The organism is Frankia sp. RB5, from assembly GCF_059816245.1.
The window spans coordinates 131,353-154,701 of record NZ_JCBATA010000007.1 but is presented as its reverse complement, the minus strand read 5'-3'; the positions used below and the strand labels follow the sequence as shown (position 1 = coordinate 154,701).

Annotated in this window: 13 protein-coding genes; 10 read left to right on the top strand and 3 right to left on the bottom strand. The window is 74.0% G+C overall.

Going from position 1 to position 23,349, the window contains the following annotated elements; translation table 11 throughout:
- Positions 1 to 20: 20 nt before the first annotated feature.
- The 7 genes from AC6EXY_RS05655 to AC6EXY_RS05625 all read left to right on the top strand — a co-directional run bounded on the left by AC6EXY_RS05655 (position 21) and on the right by AC6EXY_RS05625 (position 13,173).
- Positions 21 to 1,232, top strand: a complete 1,212-nt coding sequence (locus AC6EXY_RS05655) for a glycosyltransferase (RefSeq protein WP_499842307.1) — start codon at positions 21 to 23, stop codon at positions 1,230 to 1,232.
- A 150-nt stretch (positions 1,233 to 1,382) separates the two neighbouring features.
- Complete coding sequence (gene wzy, locus AC6EXY_RS05650; protein ID WP_499842305.1) at positions 1,383 to 4,427, top strand: O-antigen polysaccharide polymerase Wzy; 3,045 nt, start codon at positions 1,383 to 1,385, stop codon at positions 4,425 to 4,427.
- Complete coding sequence (locus AC6EXY_RS05645) at positions 4,424 to 5,350, top strand: class I SAM-dependent methyltransferase (RefSeq protein ID WP_165818347.1); 927 nt, start codon at positions 4,424 to 4,426, stop codon at positions 5,348 to 5,350. The genes wzy and AC6EXY_RS05645 overlap by 4 nt, the downstream gene beginning before the upstream one ends.
- The gene (locus AC6EXY_RS05640; protein WP_499816682.1) at positions 5,347 to 7,308 is read left to right on the top strand and encodes a glycosyltransferase; all 1,962 of its coding nucleotides are present in this window, start codon (positions 5,347 to 5,349) and stop codon (positions 7,306 to 7,308) included. The genes AC6EXY_RS05645 and AC6EXY_RS05640 overlap by 4 nt, the downstream gene beginning before the upstream one ends.
- Positions 7,309 to 7,643: 335 nt before the next feature.
- On the top strand, positions 7,644 to 10,427 hold the full coding sequence (locus AC6EXY_RS05635; protein ID WP_101832888.1) for an aconitate hydratase: 2,784 nt from the start codon (positions 7,644 to 7,646) through the stop codon (positions 10,425 to 10,427).
- A gap of 309 nt (positions 10,428 to 10,736) precedes the next feature.
- Entirely contained in the window at positions 10,737 to 12,113 is a 1,377-nt protein-coding gene (gene wecB, locus AC6EXY_RS05630; RefSeq protein WP_499816683.1) for a non-hydrolyzing UDP-N-acetylglucosamine 2-epimerase, read from the top strand.
- Positions 12,114 to 12,768: 655 nt separating this feature from the next.
- Entirely contained in the window at positions 12,769 to 13,173 is a 405-nt protein-coding gene (locus AC6EXY_RS05625; RefSeq protein WP_101831607.1) for a hypothetical protein, read from the top strand.
- Positions 13,174 to 13,326: 153 nt separating this feature from the next.
- On the opposite strand, the gene AC6EXY_RS05620 is transcribed toward AC6EXY_RS05625, so the two are convergent.
- Positions 13,327 to 14,145: a hypothetical protein gene (locus AC6EXY_RS05620; protein WP_101831606.1), complete on the bottom strand. Its 819-nt coding sequence runs from the start codon at positions 14,143 to 14,145 to the stop codon at positions 13,327 to 13,329.
- 307 nt (positions 14,146 to 14,452) lie between these two features.
- Between AC6EXY_RS05620 and AC6EXY_RS05615 the strand changes: the two genes are divergently transcribed.
- Positions 14,453 to 17,335, top strand: a complete 2,883-nt coding sequence (locus AC6EXY_RS05615; protein WP_207770275.1) for a helix-turn-helix transcriptional regulator — start codon at positions 14,453 to 14,455, stop codon at positions 17,333 to 17,335.
- Positions 17,336 to 17,573: 238 nt separating this feature from the next.
- Here AC6EXY_RS05615 and AC6EXY_RS05610 read toward each other — a convergent pair whose 3' ends face one another.
- Positions 17,574 to 18,380 (bottom strand): inositol monophosphatase family protein, encoded by an 807-nt coding sequence (locus AC6EXY_RS05610; protein WP_101831604.1) that lies wholly within the window; start codon positions 18,378 to 18,380, stop codon positions 17,574 to 17,576.
- Positions 18,381 to 18,622: 242 nt separating this feature from the next.
- Here AC6EXY_RS05610 and valS point away from each other — a divergent pair, with 242 nt between their 5' ends.
- Positions 18,623 to 21,328 carry a valine--tRNA ligase gene (gene valS / locus AC6EXY_RS05605; protein ID WP_101831603.1) on the top strand — a complete coding sequence of 902 codons (2,706 nt, stop codon included), beginning with the start codon at positions 18,623 to 18,625 and terminating at the stop codon, positions 21,326 to 21,328.
- A gap of 88 nt (positions 21,329 to 21,416) precedes the next feature.
- Positions 21,417 to 22,478 (top strand): sigma-70 family RNA polymerase sigma factor, encoded by a 1,062-nt coding sequence (locus AC6EXY_RS05600; RefSeq protein ID WP_279354617.1) that lies wholly within the window; start codon positions 21,417 to 21,419, stop codon positions 22,476 to 22,478.
- A 143-nt stretch (positions 22,479 to 22,621) separates the two neighbouring features.
- On the opposite strand, the gene AC6EXY_RS05595 is transcribed toward AC6EXY_RS05600, so the two are convergent.
- Positions 22,622 to 23,137, bottom strand: a complete 516-nt coding sequence (locus AC6EXY_RS05595) for a gamma carbonic anhydrase family protein (RefSeq protein WP_101831601.1) — start codon at positions 23,135 to 23,137, stop codon at positions 22,622 to 22,624.
- Positions 23,138 to 23,349 lie beyond the last annotated feature (212 nt).

Here is a 23,349-nt window from a genome sequence, read left to right as displayed (position 1 = left end):
TTCAGACGTGTGCTCGTCCGATCTCCGCGGCACCGCCGGAACGGCCGGCGGCGGGCGCCGGCACCGCCCGCGTCGAGGCCCGCCCGGGCGAGGCGAAGGGCGGCCGGGGGCCGCGGCGTCCCGTGCGAGTGCTGGAGGTGCTGGGGCAGATGAACCGCGCGGGAGTGGAGATCCGCGCCGTGAACCTGCTGCGCCGCCTCGACCCGTCGGAGTTCCGCCTGGAGTTCGCCGTGACGTCGGGCGCCCGGGGCTCCCTCGACGGGGAGATCCGCGACCTCGGCAGCGAGGTCTACTACTGCCGGGCCGACTGGCTGTTCCCCTGGCGCTTCCTGCGGCTGGTGCGCCAGACCAGGCCGGATGTCGTCCATTCGGCCGTCGCGACCTTCTCCGGGGTGGTGCTCGCCCTGGCCCGCCTGGGCGGGGTCCGGCGGCGAGTGGCCTACTTCGTCAGCAGCGCCGACCGGCACGGCGCGAGCCTGCGCGGGCGGGTGCAGCGCGCGGTCGGGCGGCTGCTGCTCGACCGGTGCGCCACCGACATCCTCGCGGTGAGCGAGGCGGCGATGCGTGGGCTGTGGCGGGAGGACTGGCGTCTCGACCACCGGTGCCGTGTCATCTACAACGGCGTCGAGCTGGAACCGTCCGGGGTCGCCGTCGCGGCCCGCCGGCGGGCGGAGGAGATCGCCGCCGACGACCCGGACGTCGTCACCCTCGTCCACGTCGCCCGCCCCGACCCGCTGAAGAACCGGGCCCGCGCCGTCGAGGTGCTCGCGGCCCTGCGCGCCCGGTCGATCCAGGCCCGGCTGCGCCTGATCGGCCGCCAGGAGCCGGCGGAGACCGCGGCGCTCACCGCGCTCGCCGAGCAGCTCGGCGTCGGCGCGCACGTCGAGTTCACCGGTGAGGTGCGCGAGATCCCCCGCCTGCTCGCCGGCAGCTCGCTGCTGCTCGTCACCTCGCTGCACGAGGGCATGCCGACGGTGGTCCTCGAGGCCCTGGCCGTCGGCACGCCGGTGCTGTCGGCGGACCTGCCCGGTGTCGGCGAGATCGGGCGCCTGCTGCCCGGCGTGACCACGCTTCCGCTGAGCGCGTCGGACGCGGTGTGGGCGGACACCGCCGACATGCTCACCGCGGTCCCGCCGACCATCGACCAACGGCGGGAGGCGATGCGCCTGGTGCGCCGCTCCCCGTTCACGATGGACCGCTGGCAGCGTGACATCACGGCGGTGTGGTCCTAGTCGATGTCCGCCCCCACACGCGTCACCGGACCCCAGGCGGCCCCGCGGACGTCGCCCCGCGGCGAACGCCCCACTCCGCCTCCCGTCCCACCGGCCCCGGCGAGATCGACGGCGACTTCGGCGACGGCGTCGCCGGCGGTCGGCGCGTCGGTGGGGGAGCCGTCGCGGCGGGCGGCGTGGAGTGCCCTGGCCGGCTGTGGCCTCGCACTGGTGGTGGTGGCCACCTGGTCGTCCGCGTTCGCCGCGCTGTCCGAGACGTCCGCCGCCCGGCTCAGTGTCGCCGTCGTGGTCGGGTGCGTCCTGCTGTGCGTGCGGGCGCAGCCGCGCGGGGTGTGGGCCTGCTCGTCCGTCTACCTGATCACGTTGTCGGTGTTCCACTTCGGGGTGGCGGTGCTGTTCGCCACCGGTACCTCGTTCGACCGCCTGCGCGCCCAGTACGACTTCCGCTGGCTGGCCGTCTACCCGATGAGCGAGCTGTTCGCGGTGGCGACGCTGGGCGTGGTCAGCGCGACCGTCGGCGTGGCCGCCCTGACCTGCTGGCGGGCGGTGCGCGCGCACGGGGGACCGCGATCCGCGCCCTGGCCGGACGCCGCCCAGCCCGCCGCGTCCGCCCAGCCCGCCGCGTCCGCCCAGCCCGCCGCGTCCGCCCAGCCCGCCGCGTCCGCCGAGCCCGACGGGCCGCAGCGGCCCGATCTGCGTGCCCTGGCCGGATTTGTGCTGCTCACCGCGTCGGTGGGCGGGCTCGTCGCGATCGTGCTCGGCGCCGGTGGGCTCTCGCTGCTGTTCGGGTCGTACACCGACGTGGGGCAGACGGCGCTGCGCGCCCCGCTGGTGCCCTACGTGCTGTTCGGGATGGGGCTCGGACTGGTGCTGGCCGTCATCGGCGGGCCGAGCCGGTGGCGCCGCCGGGCGCTGCTGGTGTTCGCCGTGTTCGCCCTGGTGGCGCTGCCGCTGGGGCTGCGCGGCGAGGTGATGTTTCCGGCGGTCTCGGCGGCGGCGGTGGCGGCCCGGCGCCGGGTGCGTGTGCGCGGCGTCCTGGTGCTGGTCGGCGTGGTGGCGCTGCTCGCGTTCATCGGCGGGCTGCGGGAGATCCGCGAGTCGGGACTGGCGGCGGCCCGGCTCAGCACGGTGACGTTCAGCCCGGTCGACGGGATCGCCGAGCTCGGGGCGTCGATCCGGCCGATCGGCGCGGTGCTGGAGTGGCGTGACGAGCTCGGGGAACGACCGGCGCCGGGCTCGACCTTCTACGGCCAGCTCGACCGGCTCGTGTCCGGGCGGCTGCTGGGTCGCCCCCAGCCGTCCCAGTTCAGCGACGACCGGCTGTTCAACGTTCTGATCATGAATCGGGAGGGCCCGATCGGTGGATCACCGATCGCCGAGTCCTATTACAACTTCGGCGCGACGGGCGTCGTCGTGTTCCTGCTGCTGACCGGGCTCCTGCTGGCGTGGATGGACCACGGCCGCTCGGCGCGGGGCACCGAGACGGCCTGCGTCGTCCTGCTGGTGCCGCTGGTCGTCGAGGTCCGCAACGCGTTCGCCGCGGTGCCGTTCCAGGTGCTGCTCGGGCTGGCCGTGCTGGGCCTGATCCGGCTGGCGGAGACGGCGGCGGCGCGGCCGTCGCCCCAGGGACGGCCGGCCGGCGCGTCGAGACCACCTGTCCGCTCCAGGCCGCCGGTCCGCTCCAGGCCGCCCGTCTGGTCCAGGTCGTCGCTTCGGCCCGGGCCGCCCGTTCGGGCGAGGCCGATCGTTCGGGTGAGGCCGCCTGCGTGGGTGAGGCCGCCGATCCGGGCGATATCAGGTGTCGGGCGGGGCTGGCCCGGCCGACGTGAGCGGACGGGCCACGGTGAGCGCGGCATCGGCGTGACGGGCACGGTCGTCACGGGCTGGCTCGGCCTCGCCGCGATCGCGAGCCTCGGCCAGGCGATGGTCACCGCGCGGATGCTGCCGCTGGCCGGCCGCGGGGCGCTGGTGGTCCTGCTCACCGTGGCCGCGTTCGGCGCCCTCGTCGGCGGCCTCGGGACGAACGTCGCCTTCCGCCACTTCCACGGCCGCGGCGATCCACGGGTCGGCCTCGGCCACTATCTCGGCCTGTCGCTGACCGTCATGCCGATCACGGCGTTGCTGGTGGCGGCTGCCTGCCTGCCGCTGCTGGCGCTGTCCGGCGGGGCGCGGGCGGATGGCGCCCTGGTGCTCGCGATCGCGCTGCTCGCCGCCGCGAGCCTGCTGGCCGCACAGCTGCTGGACGCGCTCAACGCCGCCGGGGCGATCGAACGGGCCGCGGCGCTCAGCGCCGGCACGGCCCTGGCCCAGCTGGGCCTGCTGCTGGTCGGCCCACGCCATCCATCCCTGGTCCACATCCTGGTCGTGCTCGCCGTGTGCTGGGTCGGCCAGGCGGTCGTGTGCGTGGTGGGGCTCGCCCGTGCGGGCCTGTCCGTGCGGCCGCGGCGAGACGCGGCGGCCTGGCGGCTGCTGGTCGGCAAGGGGCTGCCGGCGCTGGGTCTCAACGTGGGCGCCACGGTCGCGTTCCGCTTCGACCGCCTGCTCGTCGCGGCGTTCGGCGGCGCTGCGGCCGCCTCCGTGTACTCGGTCGCCTCCGCGTCCTGCGAGGCGTTGCGGCTGGTGCCAGGATCGGTCGGGCAGGTCGTCTTCCACCGCACCGCGCGGGGCGGACTCGACCGGGCGGCGCGGCGGCGGGCGACCGGCGGCGTGCTGGCCGTGTTGCTGGTCGCCGCCGTCGGCCTCATCCTGGCCGCGCCGTGGCTGCTGCGGACCCTGTTCGGGCCGGGCTACGCCGCGGCCGTCGCGCCGATGCGGCTGCTGCTGGTCGCCGAGCTGCTGCTGGCCCCGTTCCTCGTCGACTGCCGGGTGCTGACGGGCCTCGGCCGTACCGGCGCGGCCGGAGGAGCGGGCCTGGCCGGCCTGCTGGCGTCGCTCGCGACGTATCCCGCGTTCGTGCCCTGGCTGGGCCCGACCGGCGGCGCGGTCGGCAGCCTGATCGCCTACACGCTGATGACGGCCCTGGCCCGGCTGGCCCTGCGCGGGGAGCCCGATCCCGCCGCCCCCCAATCCGGCGGCGCGCACCGCTCGCCGCTCTGCGTCGACCCGGCCGGGCCAGACGGCTTTCCCCCGCTCCCCACCGCGGGGACGGTCGCGGGGAGCGCCGCGGGCATGGCCACGAGGAACGGAGCACCGTGACCGCCCCATCCGCGCCCACCACCACCCTCGTCGCCCAGCCGGGGCCGCGCGGCGGCCGGCTTGCCTACTACCGGCGGGCCGCCGACGCCGCCTACTGGGACGAGCTGTGGGAGTCCCGGCCGGTGGACTACCGGCGGGCCCGCACGGGCCATCTCCCGCCGCATCTGGACCGGGCGGTGCGCCGCCGGCTGCGGCCGGGCGGGCGGGTGCTGGAGGCCGGCTGCGGCCCCGGCGAGTTCACCGTCGCGCTCGCGGCCCGCGGGTTCGACGCGGAGGCGGTGGACTGGGCGCCGCGCACGGTGGAGCGGCTGCGGGTCGCCGCGCCGGAGATCCGCGCCTGGCAGGGCGACGTCCGCCGCCTCGACGTGCCGGACGGCCGCTACGACGCGGTCTACTCGCCCGGGGTGTGCGAGCACTTCGAGGAGGGGCCCGAGGAGGTGCTGCGCGAGACGCTGCGGGTCCTGCGCCCGGGCGGCACCGCGCTGGTGTCGACGCCCTGCTTCAGCCCGCTGCTGCGGGCGCTGCTGCGCGGCACCCGCGGGGACGAGGCGCGCGGCGGCCAGGACAGGGCCCCCGCGGGCGAGTTCTACCAGTACGCCTTCACCCCGCGGGGACTCGGCGCCGTGCTGCGGGACGTCGGTTTCGTCCGGGTGCGGGCGCATCCCTACGGGGCGTTCGCGACCGTCTGGGAGTACACGGCGGCGGGGCGGGCGCTGAGTGCCCGGGTGCCCCGCCGGCGGCTGCTGCCGCTGGAGGCCGGGCTCGACCTGACCGGGGCCGCCTGGCTGTCCGGCCGGGCCTGCCTGTGGACGGCCCGGCGCCCCGTCGGGCCCCCGGTGCCGGGCCAGCGCCCCAGGGCTCCCGAAGCCCAGCCGCCCACCGTCCGGGAGCAGCACGTCAGCCGGGAGGACCGTTCGGTATGAAGATCGCCACGCTCGTCAAGACCGGGGACGGCCCGCTGTGGATCATCCCGCACGTGCTCGCGGAGCGGGCCGCGGGCGACGAGGTCCTCGTGCTGCTGCCCGCGCCCCACCACCGGGACAGCCGGGTCGCGCGCGAGCTGGCCGAGCACGGCGTCGAGGTGCTGGAGAGCCCCGCGCCACGCCACGGCGGGTCGCCGGCCGCGCAGCTCGCCGGCATCGTGCGGCTGCGGGCGATGCTGCGCGACCTCGGCGTCGACGTCGTCCACTACCACCTGTACGCCTCGGCGCTGGCGGCCCGCCTCGCCACCCTGGGCACGCCGATCACCCGCGTGCACATGGTCGCCGGGCCCCTCTACCTGGACAACGGGCTGATCCGGCGGGTCGAGCGGGTGCTGTGCCGGCTCGACCACCTGCTCATCGCCTCCAGCGGGGACATCCGCACCCGGTACGCGGCGATCGGGATGCCCGAGCACCGGCTGCGCACCCTGTCCTACGGCGTCGACCTCGAACGGTTCACTCCGCCGGACGACGGTGCCCGCCAGGCGGCGCGCGCCGCGCTCGGCCTGCCGGCGGACGAGTTCGTCGCCGTGTGCGTGGCCTACTTCTACCCACCCAAGCGCCTGGTCCGACCGGGCCAGGGTGTGAAGGGGCACGAAGTCCTGCTCACGGCCTGGGCCCGGTTCGTCGAGCGGGGCGGGAGCGGGACGCTCATCCTGGTCGGCGGGGGCTACGGCGAGGCGGGCGAGCGCTACCGGGAGGGCCTGCGGGCCTGGTCCGAAACGCTGCCCGGGGCCGACCAGGTCCGCTGGGTGGACAGCGTCACCGACGTGCGGCCCTTCTACGCCGCCACCGACGTCAACGTCGTGTCGTCCTGGTCGGAAAGCTACGGCGCGGGCGGCGAGGCGTCCGCGTGCGGGGTGCCGAGCGTGTCGACGGCCGCCGGCGGCCTGCCGGAACTCGTCGACGGGGAGACCGGCTGGCTGGTCGGCCTCGGGGACGCCGAGGCGATGGCCGCCGCCCTGGGCGACGCCGCGGTCGGTCGGCGCACGCCACGCTCACGGCAGCGCGCCGTGGCGGCACGCCGTCGCGCCCGGGCACTGCTGGACCGGCGGGCGCTCAGCCACGACGTCGTCGCCGCGCTGCATGACGCCGCGCACGCCCGGACCGCCGCTCGGCGCGGCGGGCAGGCCTGGCCGCCACGCGGGGCGGCGTCGTCCGTCCGCCGCGCTGTCCGCGCCCTGCCCACGGGACCGGCGGCCCGCGTCCTCGCCGGGCCCGCGACCCGCGCCCTCGCCGGCCGGGCGGCGTCCGCGTCCCGGAAGCCCGGGACGGTACCGGCGACGTCCGCGGTACGGGCGACGTCCGCGGTGCGAGGCGTGCCGGCGCTGGGGGGTGCCGCGGCGCTGGTGGGACGGGTGGGGCGGGTGGCGTGGCGCACCTACCTGCTGCGCACCGACCCGGTGCGCTACGCCCGCTGGATCGGCGTGCGTCTCGGCGCCGACTGCCGGCTCATCGAACTCACGTCGGCCACGTTCGGTACCGAGCCCTACCTGATCAGGCTGGGCGACCGGGTCGGTATCGCCGGCGGGGTCCGCTTCGTCACCCACGACGGGGCCGCCAGCCGGATGCGGCGGCGCTATCCCGACATCGACGTGGTCGCGCCGATCCGGATCGGCTCCGACACCATCCTCGGCATCAACGCGATCATCATGCCGGGCGTCACGATCGGGTCCGACGTCGTGGTCGCGGCGGGCGCCGTGGTGATGCGCGACGTGCCGGCCGGCTCGCTGGTCGCGGGGGCGCCGGCCCGGGTGGTGACCGACATGGCCAGCTGGGAGGAGCGGATGCTCGCCCGTTCGGTGGGTACCGGTGGGATGAGCCCGCGCCGCAAGCGGGAGGTGTTCCTCGATCGGTTCGGGGCGGATCTCGAGGCCGATCTCGACGAGGCTCCCGTGTGATATGGTTAGCCTTGCTAAGTAAATGGGCCGGGCGCGGCTCCGGCGCTCCACCTCCGGAGTCGGGCTGGCGCATACCTGGATGAATCCGGTATTCCACCCAGACGTGGGTCGGTTGGTCGCGTCGGCTGTGTCACAGGCCCTCTGCGGCGATGCCTGTCGGCGGTAAATGCCAGGATGGAGTCAAAGCCGGCCGGGGATGGCCGACGCCGCGGGCGGCCCTGCGTCTACGGGCTCGCCGCCGGCGGTGTCGCCATGGTGGTGCCGCAGGGGCGTGGCCATGGTGGCGAGCCCCGTCGTCCGTGGGTGACGGGCGGCGGGTGACGAGGAGGAGAACGATGGACAGCTTCGGCAGTACCGGATCGCTCGCGGTAGGTGACCGCACCTACACGATCAGGCGGCTGGACGCGGTGCCCGGGGCCGATCGACTCCCCTACAGCCTGAAGGTGCTCCTGGAGAACCTGCTCCGCACCGAGGACGGCGCCAACATCACCGCCGACCACGTCCGGGCGCTGGCGAACTGGGACCCGGCGGCCGCGCCGAGTCAGGAGATCCAGTTCACCCCCGCCCGCGTGATCATGCAGGACTTCACCGGCGTCCCGTGTGTGGTGGACCTCGCCGCGATGCGTGAGGCGATGGCCGCGCTCGGCGGCGACCCGGCGAAGATCAATCCGCTGGCGCCCGCCGAGCTGGTGATCGACCACTCGATCATCGCCGACCACTTCGGCCGCCAGGACGCCTTCGAGCTCAACGCGGCGCTGGAGTTCGGCCGCAACCGGGAGCGCTACCAGTTCCTGCGCTGGGGGCAGGCGGCCTTCGACAACTTCACGGTCGTCCCGCCGAACACCGGCATCGTCCACCAGGTCAATCTGGAATACCTGGCCCGGGTCGTGTTCACCCGGGAGACGCCCGAGGGCACGCTCGCCTACCCGGACACCCTCGTCGGCACGGACAGCCACACCACCATGATCAACGGTGTGGGTGTGCTGGGCTGGGGCGTCGGCGGCATCGAGGCCGAGGCCGCGATGCTCGGCCAGCCGGTCAGCATGCTCATCCCGACCGTGGTCGGCTTCAAGCTGACCGGTGAGCTGCCCGCCGGCACCACCGCCACCGACATGGTCCTCGTCATCACCGAGATGCTGCGCAGGCACGGCGTCGTCGGCCGGTTCGTCGAGTTCTACGGCGAGGGCGTGGCCAACCTGCCGCTGGCCAGCCGGGCCACCATCGCCAACATGAGCCCCGAGTACGGCTCCACCTGCGCCATCTTCCCGATCGACGGCGAGACCCTGAACTACCTGCGCCTCACCGGCCGGCCCGCCCCGCAGATCGCGCTGGTCGAGGCGTATGCCAAGGAGCAGGGCCTCTGGCTCGACCCGAGTCGCGAGGCCGACTACACCACGACGCTCGAGCTCGACCTGTCCACGGTCGTGCCGTCGCTCGCCGGCCCGAAGCGGCCGCAGGACCGGGTGCCGCTGTCCACCGCCAAGCAGGCCTTCCGCGCCGCGCTGCCCACCTACGCCACGGCGACGCCGCTGGCGAACGGTGGCGCCGACGAGGCCGATGCCGAGTCGTTCCCCGCCTCCGACCCGGCCGCGGCCTTCGCGGACAAGCCCTCCGACGCGCCGGTCTCCGTCAACGCCGTCGCTGGCCCCGTGGCCGACCGCCCGTCCAACCCGACCCCGGTGACGCTCGCCGACGGCACCGCCGTGGAGCTGGACCACGGTGCCGTCGCGATCGCCGCGATCACCTCCTGCACCAACACGTCCAACCCGACGGTGATGATCGGTGCGGCGCTGCTCGCCCGCAACGCCGTCGAGAAGGGCCTGACCCGCAAGCCGTGGGTCAAGACCACGCTCGCCCCGGGGTCCAAGGTCGTCATGGACTACTACGAGCGGGCCGGGCTGGTGCCGTACCTGGACAAGGTCGGCTTCAACCTGGTCGGCTTCGGCTGCACCACCTGCATCGGCAACTCCGGCCCGCTGCCGGAGGAGATCAGCGCGGCGGTGAACGAGGCCGACCTCGCGGTCGTCAGCGTGCTGAGCGGCAACCGGAACTTCGAGGGCCGGATCAGCCCCGACATCAAGATGAACTACCTGGCGTCCCCGCCGCTGGTCGTCGCCTACGCGCTGGCCGGCACGATGGACATCAACCTCGACACCGACCCGCTGGGCATCGGCGAGGACGGCCAGCCGGTCTACCTGCGCGACGTCTGGCCGAGCGAGGCCGAGGTCGCCGCGGTCGTCGCGGACGCCATCCGGTCGGACATGTTCGAGTCGGACTACGCCGACCTGTCCGGCGACGAGCGCTGGCAGGCCCTGCCCGTCGGCGACGGCGGCGCGGTCTCCCAGACCTTCGGCTGGGTGGATGACTCCACCTACGTCCGTCACCCTCCGTACTTCGAGGGGATGGCGGCCAAGCCCGAGGCCCGCACCGACATCGTCGGCGCCCGCGCGCTCGCGGTCCTCGGCGACTCGGTCACCACCGACCACATCTCCCCGGCGGGAAACATCAAGAGGGACTCGCCCGCCGGCCGGTACCTCACCGAGCACGGCGTCGCGCCGACCGACTTCAACTCCTACGGGTCCCGGCGCGGCAACCACGAGGTGATGATCCGCGGCACCTTCGCGAACATCCGCCTGCGCAACAAGCTCGTCTCCGGCGTCGAGGGCGGCGTCACCCGCCACCTGCCGGACGGCGAGCAGCTGGCGATCTACGACGCGGCGCAGAAGTACGCCGCCGAGGGCGTGCCGCTGGTCGTGCTCGCCGGCAAGGAGTACGGCTCCGGCTCGTCGCGGGACTGGGCGGCCAAGGGCACCTCGCTGCTGGGCGTGCGCGCGGTCATCGCCGAGTCCTACGAGCGGATCCACCGCTCGAACCTGATCGGCATGGGCGTGCTGCCGCTGCAGTTCCCCGAGGGCCAGTCGGCCGAGTCGCTGGGCCTGACCGGCGAGGAGACGTTCACCATCACCGGCCTCGCCGCGGTGGACGAGAAGACCCCGACGATCACCGTGCAGGCCGGCGAGAAGTCGTTCGAGGCCGTCGTCCGGATCGACACGCCGGGGGAGGCGGAGTACTACCGCCACGGCGGCATCCTGCTCTACGTCCTGCGCTCGCTGCTCTAGATCGTCTCCGACTCCGCCTGCATCACCTGCCGCCGCGTGTCGGCCCCTGGCCGGCGCGCGGCGGCTTCCTGCCGTTTTCGGCGGTTCCGTGCCCTTCTCCCGGGTCTCCTGTCCGATCTGTCCCTCATGGCACGGTAAGGAAAGCGCTGACCAGCGGGTGATCGTTCACTCAGGGTTATCAGATGCTACTCAGGGTGATAGGTTGCGGGTGGCGGTCACGGGGATGGCGCTCGCGGGCGGGCACGGTTCCGCCCGGCGGTGGCGCACAGGTGGCCGGATGACGATCCATGCGTGCCTGGGAGAGTCCGAATGGCGACTGGAACTCCGGAGCAGAGCGGGCCCTCGGTGCCGACGGTGCCCTCGGGGCCGCCAGGGGAGCGGGTCACCCCGCTGGTCCCTCAGCCCAGTGGCCCACGGCCGCGCCGGGCGACGCTGAGTGTCGCGCGGCCCGCCGTCGCCGTCCCCGCCGCCGGCGGCCCGCGGGAACGCCGGCTGCGGGTACTCGCCGTCGTCGGCACCCGGCCGGAGGTGGTCAAGCTCAGCCGGGTTCTCGCCGCCCTCGACCGGGCCGTCGACCTGCGTCTGGTGCACACCGGGCAGAACTACGACCACGAGCTCAGTCAGGTCTTCTTCGACGAGCTCGGCGTGCGCCGCCCCGACCACACCCTCGACGCGGCCGCCCCCACCCCCGCCGAGACGATCAGCCGGCTGATCTCCCGGCTGGACCCGGTCCTCGCCGCCGAGTCCCCCGACGCGCTGCTGCTCTACGGCGACACGAACACCTGCTACGCGGCGATCCCCGCCAAACGCCGCCGGATCCCCGTGTTCCACCTGGAGGCCGGCAACCGCTGCTTCGACCAGCGGGTGCCCGAGGAGATCAACCGCCGCGTCGCCGACCATCTCAGCGACGTCCACCTGGCGCTGACCGAGCGGGCCCGCGCCCACCTGCTCGCCGAGGGCCTGCCCGCCGACCGGATCTTCGTCGTCGGCTCGCCGGTACAGGAGGTGCTGACCCACTACGCGCCGCTCGTCGACACGTCGTCCGTGCTCGGCACGCTCGGTGTGCAGGCCGGCCGCTACCTGGTCGCGAGCGTGCACCGCGAGGAGAACGTCGACCGCCCCGACGCGCTCGCCGCCCTGCTGGAGACCCTCAACCGGCTCGCGGTCCGCCACCGGCTGCCGATCATCGTCTCGACCCACCCGCGCACCCGCGACCGCCTCGGCGCGCTGCGCCGCTCCGGGCGGGCGCCGCTGATCGACGACCGGGTCCGCTTCTGCCGGCCGTTCGGGTTCTGCGACTACATCGCCCTGCAGCGGGCCGCGCTGTGCGTGCTGTCGGACAGTGCCACCCTGACGGAGGAGGCCTCGCTCATCGGCTTCCCCGCCGTGCTCATCCGGGACGCCCACGAGCGGCCGGAGGGCATGGACCGCGGCGTGCTGGTGTCCAGTGTGCTGCGGCCGGACCGGATCTGTGACGCCGTCCAGCTGATCGTGCGGGAGGCAGAGAGCGACCGGCGGCCCCGCGTCGTCGCCGACTACGCGGTCGACGACGTGTCCCGCCGGGTCCTGCACATCATCGTCAGCTACGTCGATCACATCCGGCGCACCGTCTGGTACGGCGACACCGGCCCGGACAGCGGACCGGCGTCCCCCGCCTCCCCCGCCGCCACCGCCGACAGCCACTGACGGCCTGCCGCGCGCTCACCGCGCCCCCTTTGGCCGCTCCGGCACCATGGGCCGCGCGTTGAGGTTGTGATCTTCATGGTCACCTTCGCGGGGACGTGTCCATCCCGCCCGGAGCGATCTTCCCCTCGGCTCGGTGGCCTCGCCCACAGTCACCGAGACCGGGGCTGGGGCTGGGGCCGGAGTCGAGGCCCGACCGTGATCAGCGTCGGCGTCGGCCGCTTTCCTGTAAGCCTCATATCGGGCGCACTTCTCCTGGGTGGGAAGTGCGTGCGGGGGACAGTGGCACCGTGTCGCGAATGCGCGGTTTCCTGTCCGATAGATCCGGGAGAACGTGACACGGTCTCCGCGACATTGCCAGATCGCTGCCATGGCCCACCGCGACAACCTCCGCGAAGATCACGGCACCGGGTGCGGCCGCGACCGCGTTCCTTGACGCGTCGATTCATTTTTGTCCCCGTTATCCTGGCCGGCATCCACTCCGCCCGGCTGCATCCGGTCAAAATCTGGTCTGTGACCGGGATATGTCGTCGTACCTGCCGACACCAGGTCATCAGGGAGGGAGCGATTCAGGGATCTCCCCGACGCGGCCGGAGCCGGCTGGTCCGCAGACTTTCGGGTGTCAGGAACGGAAACCCGATCGGGGAGGGACACCCATATGTCCGGAAGCTGGGACGCCACCGTCAAGGCGGTGCGCTCCGTCCACCAGAACACCGACAGCGTCATCGACGTGATCCCCCTGGGGACCGCCTTTCAGGTCATCGCGGACGTTGTGGTCGGTGACGCGATCACGGCATTCGGTGGGTCCCGTTACCGCCTCGCGGTGACGGTCCGCAACCAGAGCCAGCTCACGATCCTGCACACCCACGTCGAGCCCGAGAAGGACGTGCCGCCGTCGAAGGTCAGGTTCGAGAAGCCGGTCCGGGTGGACATCCCCGGTGGTTGGGCTGCGGCCGAGGACGACGTGCTCGACGTGATCGTTTCCTTCTCGCTGAAGTCGGGCCTTTTCACCGACACCACCGCCGCCGTCGGTCAGAGTTTCATCGTTTCGAAGGACGAGTAGCAGGCTCGGGCGGCCTGCGCTCGCCGCTCGCCTGATCCGGCTTCGTCCGGCAATGCCAGCACGGCCCCATGGGGAGATCCCCAATGGGGCCGTGCGCGCGTGCATCGGGACTTCTGTTCGAGCGGGCGGATCCGCCGGACGGAGGGAGGCCTCTCACGCCCCGAGAAGTCGGTGGAGGGCGCGGTGGGTCTTGGTGTGATGTGCGTCCTCGGCGGGCAGGCCGAGGGTGAGCAGCGCCGTCTCGAAGGCGATCTGGGCGATCTCCGCGCCCTGTGGCTCCACCCGGATGGACAGCTCCAGCAGCGAGCACTCGTCCGCCTCCGCGCGTCGCCGACCGCCCGGTCGCACCCAGCCCACCCAACCGCGGGAGGAGGGTGGGGCAGGCAGTACCCACCGCTCGGCCCGCACCGGGTATCCCGCCACCGGGCGCGGCGACTGCCAGCGGACCGCCTCGATCGGGCCGAGGACACGCAGCCGGTCGAGGTCCACCCGACGATCCGCGCACTCCCGCAGGAAGCGGGCCTGCGACGGGGTGAAGAGCCGACCCGGCGCAACGCTCCCGGCGAGGACGCCGTCCAGGCCACGCGCCGCGCATCCCGCGGTCAGCGACGCGGCCAGCACCTTGCGCTCGCCGGCCCAGTCCGCCTCGACCCGGAACACCTCGTCGCCCTCGGCGCGGACACGCAGCCATTCCGGTGTCAGGCGCGACCGGCGCGCTGGCCGCAGTTTGACCGTGGAATGGGCCTGCTCTGTTTCCCGATCGCCGCTTTCGCGCAGGCGCAGGATGATTCCGTCGTCCAGTGGTGCGGTACCGCCATGTTCCACGGCGCGGGCCGGGTCCACACAGAAGAACACCTGCTGCCGTGCGCCGGCCGCGGAGTGCAGACGCAGCGCGCGGCAGGCACCCGGGATGTGAGGCCCGGACAGGTTCACCTTGATCTGGACCTGGTCCAGACGGGGGTGAGCGTTCATCGGGCGGCTCCCGACCTCGTCGGTCCGTCCCGGTGGGGCGGGCCATCCGCGGGTAACAAAACTGCCGGAACAGTGCCGGCGGGGAACGATCGACCGGGGCGGGCCGAATCATGTCGGACACGGGACACGCGGCCGGCCGGTTGGTGATATCCCCAGGTCAGCACCTGATCTGGCGGCCGCCATCTGAGGATTCCCCGAACATCGACGGTCATCACCGGTCGCGGTCCGGCAAAAATGCATTTCCGATCCGGCCGCGCACGGCAGGATGATGTTCACGGCAACGTTGTCGCGGGGAGGCACGACTGTTGTGAACAATGCGGGGGTCGTCGCCGACGCGGATGTCGGCGCACACGTGCTGGTGGGCAGGGACCGGGAGATCCGGCTTGTCGACGGTCTGCTCGCGGCGGCGGCCAGGCGTTGTTGTGCCCTGGTCCTGCGCGGTGAGCCGGGTATCGGGCGCAGCGCGTTGCTGCGGCACGCCGAGCGGGCGGCCACGGCCCGGGTGCTGTGGCTCAGCGGCGTCGAGGCGGAGGCAGACCTTCCGTTCGCCACTCTGGCCGACCTGGTGCTTCCGCTGCGGGACCATCTGGTGGATCTCCCCGATGCGCAGCGCACCGCACTGGAGATCTGCCTCGCGCTCGGGGAGGGATCGCTCGCCAGTCCCTACGCGGCGTGCGCGGGCACGCTGAACCTGCTCGCGGCGGCCGGCGAGCGGCAGCCGCTGGTCCTGCTCGTCGACGACCTGCAGTGGATTGACGAACCGTCGCGCCAGGTGCTGCTGTTCGTCGCCCGTCGACTGGCCGTCGAACGGGTCGCGATGGTGCTGACGGTCCGTTCGGAGGCGGCCTGGATCTGCGAGGGTTCGGAGCTGCCGACCGTCGATGTCGTCGGGCTGCCGCCCGAGGCGTGTGGCGCGCTGCTCGCCGCCCGGGGGATCTCGGTCGCGCCCAGTGTCCTCGCGGATCTGGTCCCGCGCGTGGGCGGCAACCCGTCGGCGCTGCTGGAGGCGGTCGGATCACTGCGCTCGAGCCAGCTTGGCGGCAGTGAACCGGTGGACGACCTGCCCCCGCCGGGACGGCGGCTGCGGCGGGCCTGGTCGGAGCGGATCGACGAGCTGCCCGAAGCGACCCGGGCGGCGCTGGTCGTGCTCGCCGCCGGCAGCGAGGTTCCGGTCGACACGCTTGCCCGCGCGCTCGCGGCCGTCCGCGGGTCGCTCGCTGATCTGGACGCCGCCCACCAGGCCGGGCTGGTCAGCGTCGCTGAACCTGGTCCTGGCGCGCCCGGTGAGGCGCCCCTGGTCAGCCGGGACGCGCGTGGCGGCCCGCGGTCGGCGCGCCGTGTGTGCCTCGCGCATCCGCTGCTGCGCGCGGTCGTGCTGGACGGCGCGTCACCCGCGGCGCGTCTGCGGGCCTACGAGGCGCTGGCCGAGGCCTGCGAGGGTGAGGCCGCGGTCTGGTACGCGGCGGCCGCGGTCAGCGGGCCCGACGACGGTGTCGCCGCCGCCCTCGCCGACGCCGCCACGGCAAGCCGCGCGCGGGCTGGCTACGGTGCGTCCGCGCGCGCCTGGCATCGCGCCGCCGAGCTGACCGGCGACCGCGACCTTCGGGGCGAACGGTTCCTGCGGGCGGCCGGCGACGCGCAGCTGGCCGGCCTGGCCCGGGAGGCTTCGGCGTGGGCGGACCAGGCGGCCCGGCTGGTCTCGGATCCGGTCCGGCGCTCGGATGTCGAGTTTCTCCGGGGACGGATACTGACCTGGTCCGGTCACCTGACTCGGGCGCGGGAGCGGCTGCTGGCGGCGGCGGAGTCGGTGCGTGCCCTGGACGCGGACCGAGCGGCCGCCCTGCTCACCGAGTCCGTCCTGCCCGCGCTGATGGACGGGCGTGCCGACCTGGCCCTGGGGTTGTCCCGGCCCGGCCCGGATGCTGGTCCGGACCAGGGGCTCAGGCCGGTCGCGGGGCTGATCCAGCGGGGACGGGCGCTTGTCCTGTCCGGTCAGACCGACGAGGCGGCGGCCTGCCTGCATGCGGTCGGCGACCAGCTCGCCGCGGCGGATCCGGTGCTGGATCAGCAGGTTCTCGCCCTGGCCGGTCACACCCTGCTCGATCTGGAACAGGACGCCAACGCGATCCGGCTGCTCACCGAGGTCGTGGACACGGCCCGGCGCGCCGAGGCGCCGGCGATGCTGCCCTATGCCCTGGCGACCCGGGGCGAGCTGGAGAGCTGGCGCGGACTGTGGGCCGCCGGGTACGCCGACGGGGTCGACGCGCTGCGCTGGGCGGAGGATCTCGGGCAGCCTCCGGCGCTCGGCCACAGCCTGGCGATGCTCGCCCGGATCGACGCGGCCCGCGGCGACCGCGCGCTGTGCGAGCAGCGCGTCGCCCGGCTGCGCGCCGAAGTGGGACCGTACGGCATCGGCATGCTCGACCTGCACGCCGACAGCGTCCTGGGACTCGCCGCCGTCACCTACGGGGAATACGACGTGGCGGCGCTCGCGCTCGCCGACGCCTGGGAGCGGGCCGGCAGGCTCGGCGTCGGGCATCCGAACGCGATCCCCTTCACGGGGGACCTCGCCGAGGCGCACATCCGGACCGGCGAGCTGGACCAGGCCGAGCGGGTCGTGGCCTGGCTGGAGGAGCGGGCCCGCGCGACGGGGCTCGCCTGGCCCGCCGCCGTCGCCGCCCGCTGCCGGGGGCTGATGGCCGACGGGCTGCCGGCCGCCGAGGCGGCGTTCGCCGCGGCCGAGCGGGCGCACGACCGCCGGCAGATGCCGTTCGAGCGCGCCCGCACCCGCCTGTGCCACGGGGAGATGCTGCGCCGGCTGCGGCGTCCCGCCGCCGCCCGCCCGGTGCTGCGCGAGGCTCGGGTCGCTTTCGAGTCGCTGGGCGCGCATCCCTGGGTGCGGCGCGCGAACGCCGAGCTCGCCGCCGCCGGAGACCGAGCCGAGCGGTCCGCGACGGGACCGGCGCGGACCGCCCGGCTCGACCGGTTGACCCCCGCCGAGCTGCAGGTCGCCCGGGCGATCTGCGATGGCATGAACAACGCCGAGGCGGCCGCCGCCCTGTTCGTCTCGCGCAAGACGGTCGAGAGCCATCTCACCCGGGTGTACCGCAAGCTCGGGATCCGTTCCCGCAGCGAACTCGTCCGCGTCCTCGTCGCCGCCGGGATGGCGGATCCGTTGCCGGGAGGCTGACCTCGCTCGCTGGTTTGGTCGCCGCGGACAGGCAAATTCTGGGTTGGACCGTCAGCGTCCGATCCGGTGACCGGCGTAAACAGTGCTCCGGCGGGTGGGAAGACGTCGGCCGGGTAGGGTGCGCAGCCGCATCCTCGGCCGCCGCGCGTCTCGCCGAGCGGGGCCGCGTCTGACCGCGATGGCCCGGGGCCGCCGCCGGGCAGCGCCCGTTCTCACCGCCCCGCGGTGTGGGGTCGGATCAGTCGCGGTCGGCCGCGGGGTGCTCGGCGAGCAACGCGGCGAGCGGACCGAACAGCGCCTGCGGGGCGGCGATCGTGAGCTCCTCGCTGGCCGGGCCGCCGCGCAGGTCGCCGACGCGCAGGCCGGCCTCGGCGGCGATCAGGCCGCCCGCCGCGTGATCCCAGGGCTTGAGGCCGCGCTCGTAATAGGCGTCCACGATGCCGCCGGCGGCCGCGCACAGGTCCAGTGACGCCGCTCCCATCCGGCGGATGTCGCGCACCCGAGGGACCACTCGGGTGAGCACCGCCGCCTGGGCGGTGCGCCGGGACACGGTGTAGCCGAAGCCGGTGGCTACGAGCGCGCCCCCGAGCGTCGTCACCTCCGAACCGCTCAGCGCCACCCCGTCCCGGAACGCGCCACCGCCGCGGGTCGCCGTGTAGGTCGTGCCGAGCGCCGGGGCGTGCACGACGCCCGCGACGACCTCCCCGGCTACCTCGGCCGCGATCGAGACCGCCCAGTTCGGCAGGCGATACAGGAAGTTCACGGTGCCGTCGAGCGGGTCGACGATCCAGCGCACACCGGTCGACCCGGCCGAGTCGGAGCCCTCCTCGCCAAGCAGGCCGTCGCCCGGGCGCAGCTCGTCGAGCTGGCGGGCGACCAGTGCCTCCGAGGCCCGGTCGAGGGCGGTGACGACATCGGTGGGCGACGACTTGGTCGTCTCCGCGGCGACCACGCCCTCGCGGCCGCGGGCGAGCAGCTCGCCGGCCTCACGGGCGATCGTCAACGCGATGTCGAGCAGGACGTCCGGATCGGGCAGATCGCTCATCGGGCGGCGCTCCAGGGCTCAGGCATGACAGACGGCTCGGACGCGGCGCCGCCGGTCGACTGCGACGGCGGCTGCCGGCGAGAGGGTTCCCCTCGGCCCAATCCTGCCAAGCGGCCGTTCCGGGCGAAGGCCTCCCACCGTGAGAGCCGTCACCCTTCCCCACCCTCGACGGCGTCCCGTTCGCGTGGCTCTGGCGGGACGCGGCGTCGTGAGCACGATCGGTGCGCCCGTAGGATCGTCCTGTGGTTGCGACAGACGGCACGGAACGATCGACGCGCACGGCTCCCGCGAACGCCGGGGTCCCCGCGAAGCCCAGCCTGGACGGGATCGAGGCACGCTGGTCGGCGGTATGGCAGGACGAGGGCACCTACGCCTTCGACCGCACGGCCGAGCGCGGGCAGGTCTACTCGATCGACACCCCGCCGCCCACGGTAAGCGGCTCGCTGCACGTCGGCCACGTCTTCTCGTACACCCACACCGACGTGATCGCCCGCTACCAGCGGATGCGCGGCCGTGAGGTCTTCTACCCGATGGGGTTCGACGACAACGGGCTGCCCACCGAGCGCCGGGTGCAGAACTACTTCGGCGTGCGCTGCGACCCGTCGCTGCCCTACGACCCGGACTTCACCCCGCCGGCGAAGCCCGGCAAGGAGCAGCTGCCGATCTCCCGGCGCAACTTCGTCGACCTCTGCGAGCAGCTGACGTTGGAGGACGAGAAGGGCTTCGAGGAGCTCTGGCGCCGCCTGGGCCTGTCCGTCGACTGGTCGCGCACCTACGCGACGATCGACACCGGTGCGCGCGCGGTCGCCCAGCGGGCGTTCCTGCGTAACCTCGCCCGCGGCGAGGCCTACCTCGCCGAGGCGCCGACGCTGTGGGACGTCACCTTCCGCACCGCCGTCGCGCAGGCCGAGCTGGAGGACCGCGAGCGCCCCGGCGCCTATCACACGCTGGCCTTCCCGCGGCCGGACGCCGCCGCCGAGCCGGTGATCATCGAGACGACCCGGCCGGAGCTGCTGCCCGCCTGCGTGGCCCTCGTCGCCCACCCGGACGACCCGCGCTACCAGGCGCTGTTCGGGCAGACGGTGCGCACGCCGCTGTTCGACGTCGAGGTTCCGGTCGTCGCCCACCGCCTCGCCGACCCCGAGAAGGGATCCGGCATCGCGATGATCTGTACGTTCGGCGACCTCACCGACGTCATCTGGTGGCGGGAGCTGCAACTGCCCGCGCGCGCCGTCGTCGGGCGCGACGGCCGGCTCGTCACCGAGGCGCCGGCGGCGATCACCTCGGAGTCGGGGCACGGCCACTACGCCGAGCTCGCCGGTAAGACGGTGCACTCCGCCCGGGTGCGCATCGTCGAGCTGCTCACCGAGTCCGGCGCGCTGCGCGGCGAGCCGCGGCCGATCAGCCATCCGGTCAAGTTCTACGAGAAGGGCGACCGGCCGCTGGAGATCGTCACGACCCGCCAGTGGTACATCCGCAACGGCGGCCGGGACGAGTCGCTGCGCGCCGACCTGCGTGCCCGCGGCGGGGAGCTGCGCTGGCATCCCGAGTACATGCGGGTCCGCTACGAGAACTGGGTCGACGGGCTCAACGGCGACTGGCTGATCAGCCGGCAGCGGTTCTTCGGCGTCCCCTTCCCCGTCTGGTATCCGCTCGACGCGGAGGGCACGCCGCGCCACGACGAGCCGATCGTCCCGGACGAGGCGTCCCTGCCGATCGACCCGTCCAGCGACGTCCCGCCCGGGTACACGGCCGAACAGCGCGGCATGCCCGGCGGATTCGCCGCAGACCCGGACGTGATGGACACCTGGGCGACGTCGTCGCTCACCCCGCTGATCGCGTCGGGCTGGGAGAGCGACCCGGACCTGTTCGCCCGGGTGTTCCCGATGGATCTGCGCCCCCAGGCGCACGAGATCATCCGGACCTGGCTGTTCTCCACGGTGGTCCGTACCCACGCCGAGTTCGGCGTGCTGCCCTGGTCGAACGCGGCGATCTCCGGCTGGATCCTCGACCCGGACCGCAAGAAGATGTCCAAGTCCAAGGGCAACGTGGTCACGCCGATGGCCATCCTGGAGGAGCTCGGCTCCGACGCGGTCCGCTACTGGGCCGCCTCCGGGCGCCCCGGCACCGACACCGCCTACGACGTCGGCCAGATGAAGACCGGTCGCCGCCTCGCCATCAAGATCCTCAATGCCAGCCGCTTCGCCCTCGGCCTCACCACCGACGCCGCGAGCGGTGGCGCCACGAGCGCCGGCGAGGGTCCCGCCGCCCAGGCCGCCGGCATCCCGCCCGCCACGCCCGCGGACGCCGCCGCGCCCGCACCGCGCGCGGCCCGATCGATGACCGCGCCGGTCAGCGAGCCGCTGGACCGGGCGCTGCTCGCCGCGCTCGCCGAGGTCGTCGACGCCGCCACCACGGCGCTGGACGGTTACGACTACGCCCGGGCGCTGGAGCTCACCGAGTCGTTCTTCTGGCGGTTCTGCGACGACTACGTCGAGCTGGTCAAGGGCCGGGCCTACGGCTCGTTCGGCCCCGCCGGGGCGGACTCGGCGCGGGCGACGCTGACGGTGGCGCTCTCGGCGCTGCTGCGGCTGTTCGCCCCGGTGCTGCCGTTCGTCACCGAGGAGGTCTGGTCCTGGTGGCAGGACGGCTCCGTGCACCGGGCGACCTGGCCGGACGCGGCGGAGATCCGCAAGCTCGCCGACGGCGGCCGGCCCGAGCTGCTCGACGCCGTCGGCGCCGCGCTGTCCGGGGTGCGCCGGGCCAAGTCCGCGGCCAAGGTGTCGATGAAGGCCGAGGTCGCCCAGGCCCGCATCGCCGGTGACGCCGACACCGTCGCCCTCGTCGACGCCGCCGCCGCCGACCTGCGCAGCGCCGGCGGCATCCAGGAGCTCACCCTCGACCCCACCGCCACCGGCGACCTCACCGTCGACGTCACCCTCGCCTGACCGGCCCGCGGCTGGAATGTCACACGGAGGCCACCCGGCTCGTCTCCGGTAAGGATGCCGTCCAGCGCGTCCTACCGGAGGAGCGATGATGCCGACCGATGACCCCAGCCGCCAGTCCGACCCGGCCGAGGGGGCGGTGTCGTTGGCCGAGGCGTTCGAGGCGGAGCGGGGGCATCTGCGGGCGGTGGCCTACCGGCTGCTCGGGTCGGTCGCCGATGCCGAGGACGTCGTGCAGGAGTCGTGGCTGCGGCTGCGGCGGGTCGATCCGGAGCAGATCCACGATCTGCGGGCCTGGCTGACCGTGGTGGTCGGGCGGCTGTGCCTGGACCAGCTGCGCTCCGCGCGGGGCCGCCGGGAGGGATACGTCGGGCCGTGGCTGCCCGAGCCGCTCGTCCCGGGGCTCGCCGGCGACGGGGGCGCGGCGGGCGGTGGTGTGGCTGCTGGTGCCGGGGGCAGTGTGGATGTCGGCGCGCCGATCGCAGACGCGGCGCTTGTCGCCGGGGTGGCCGTGCCGGTAGGCGGTGCGTCCGGCGGCGGGGAGCTGCCGGCCGATCCGGCGGACCGGGTGACGCTGGCCGAGTCGGTCAGCCTCGCGATGATGGTCGTGCTGGAGGCGCTGAGCCCGGCCGAGCGAACCGCGTTCATCCTGCACGACGTGTTCGGCTACGAGTTCGGGGAGATCGCCGAGGCGACCGGGCGCACCCCGGCCGCGGCCCGCCAGCTCGCCAGCCGGGCCCGCCGGCACGTCCGCGACCGGGCCGTCCGCTTCGATCCGGACCCGGCGGAGCACCGGCGGGTCGCGGACGCCTTCTTCGCCGCCGCGGCCGGGGACGATCTCGACGGTCTGCTCGCGGTGCTCGACCCGGAGGCGGTCCTGCGCTCCGACGGCGGCGGCCTGGTCAAGGCGGCGCGGCGGCCGATCGCCGGCGCGGACAAGGTGGCGCGCTTCGTCCTCGGCATCGTGGACAAGGGGTTGCGGCAGGCGGAGCTGCCGACGAGGTTCGAGCTCGTCGAGGTCAACGGCGAGCCCGGCTTCGCCGCCTTCGAGGGGGATGCGCTGCGCTACGTCGGCGCCCTACACATCGTCGACGGCCGCATCGTCGAGATCAACATGGTCGGGAACCCCCACAAACTGCGCCACCTCGCCTGATCGACACCGGCCGATCCGACCCCGTCCACTGAGCCGCGCATCGCGCGGAACGCGACCGTCCACCAGACGTTCCGCGGAATGCGTCGTGCATCGCTGATCAGGGATTGCGTGCCGCGGAACGCGCGGTGCGTGGCCGGGGAGGGTCAGTCGAGGCGGCGCAGCTCCTTGCGGTAGCGCTCGCCGTTGGCGACGTAGGCGGCGGCGGTCGCCGCGTAGTCGGCGGGGGCACCGCCGGGCAGCACCTTCGCCGGCAGCCCCAGCGCGCGCCCGCCCGCCGGCACCTCGGTGCCACCCACGACGACGGCCCCGGCGCCGACCAGGCCGCCCCGCCCGATCCGGGCCCGGTGCAGCACGATCGAGCCGGAGCCGATCAGCGCGCCGTCCTCGACGACGCAGCCCTCCAGATGGGCGAGGTGGCCCACCGTGCAGTCGTCGCCGATCACGGTGCCCAGGTGCTCGGTCGCGTGGATCACCGTGCCGTCCTGGATGGACGTGCGGGCGCCGATGACGATCGAGCCGTAGTCCCCGCGCAGCACCGCCCGCGGCCACACCGTCGTCCCGGGGCCGATCGTCACCGTGCCGATCACGGTGGCGTCCGGATGGACGAAGGCCGTCGGGTCGATGTCGGGGACGGCGTCCCCCAGGGCGTACACGGCCATCCCGGTCTCCCAGCGATCGTGGTCAGTTCGTCCCATCGTGCCTGCTGACAACCCCGGCGGTCGACGAAAAGGACGCCGCACCCTGTAGAACGAGTCTGGGTGGGATTCGGTGGTCCTGCTGGGCCCGGGACCGGTTAGGCCGCTCCGCATAAGCCGCGTATCGGGCGCGCTTCCCGCAGGTGTGTGCGGGGGACAGCGGCACCGTGTCGCGA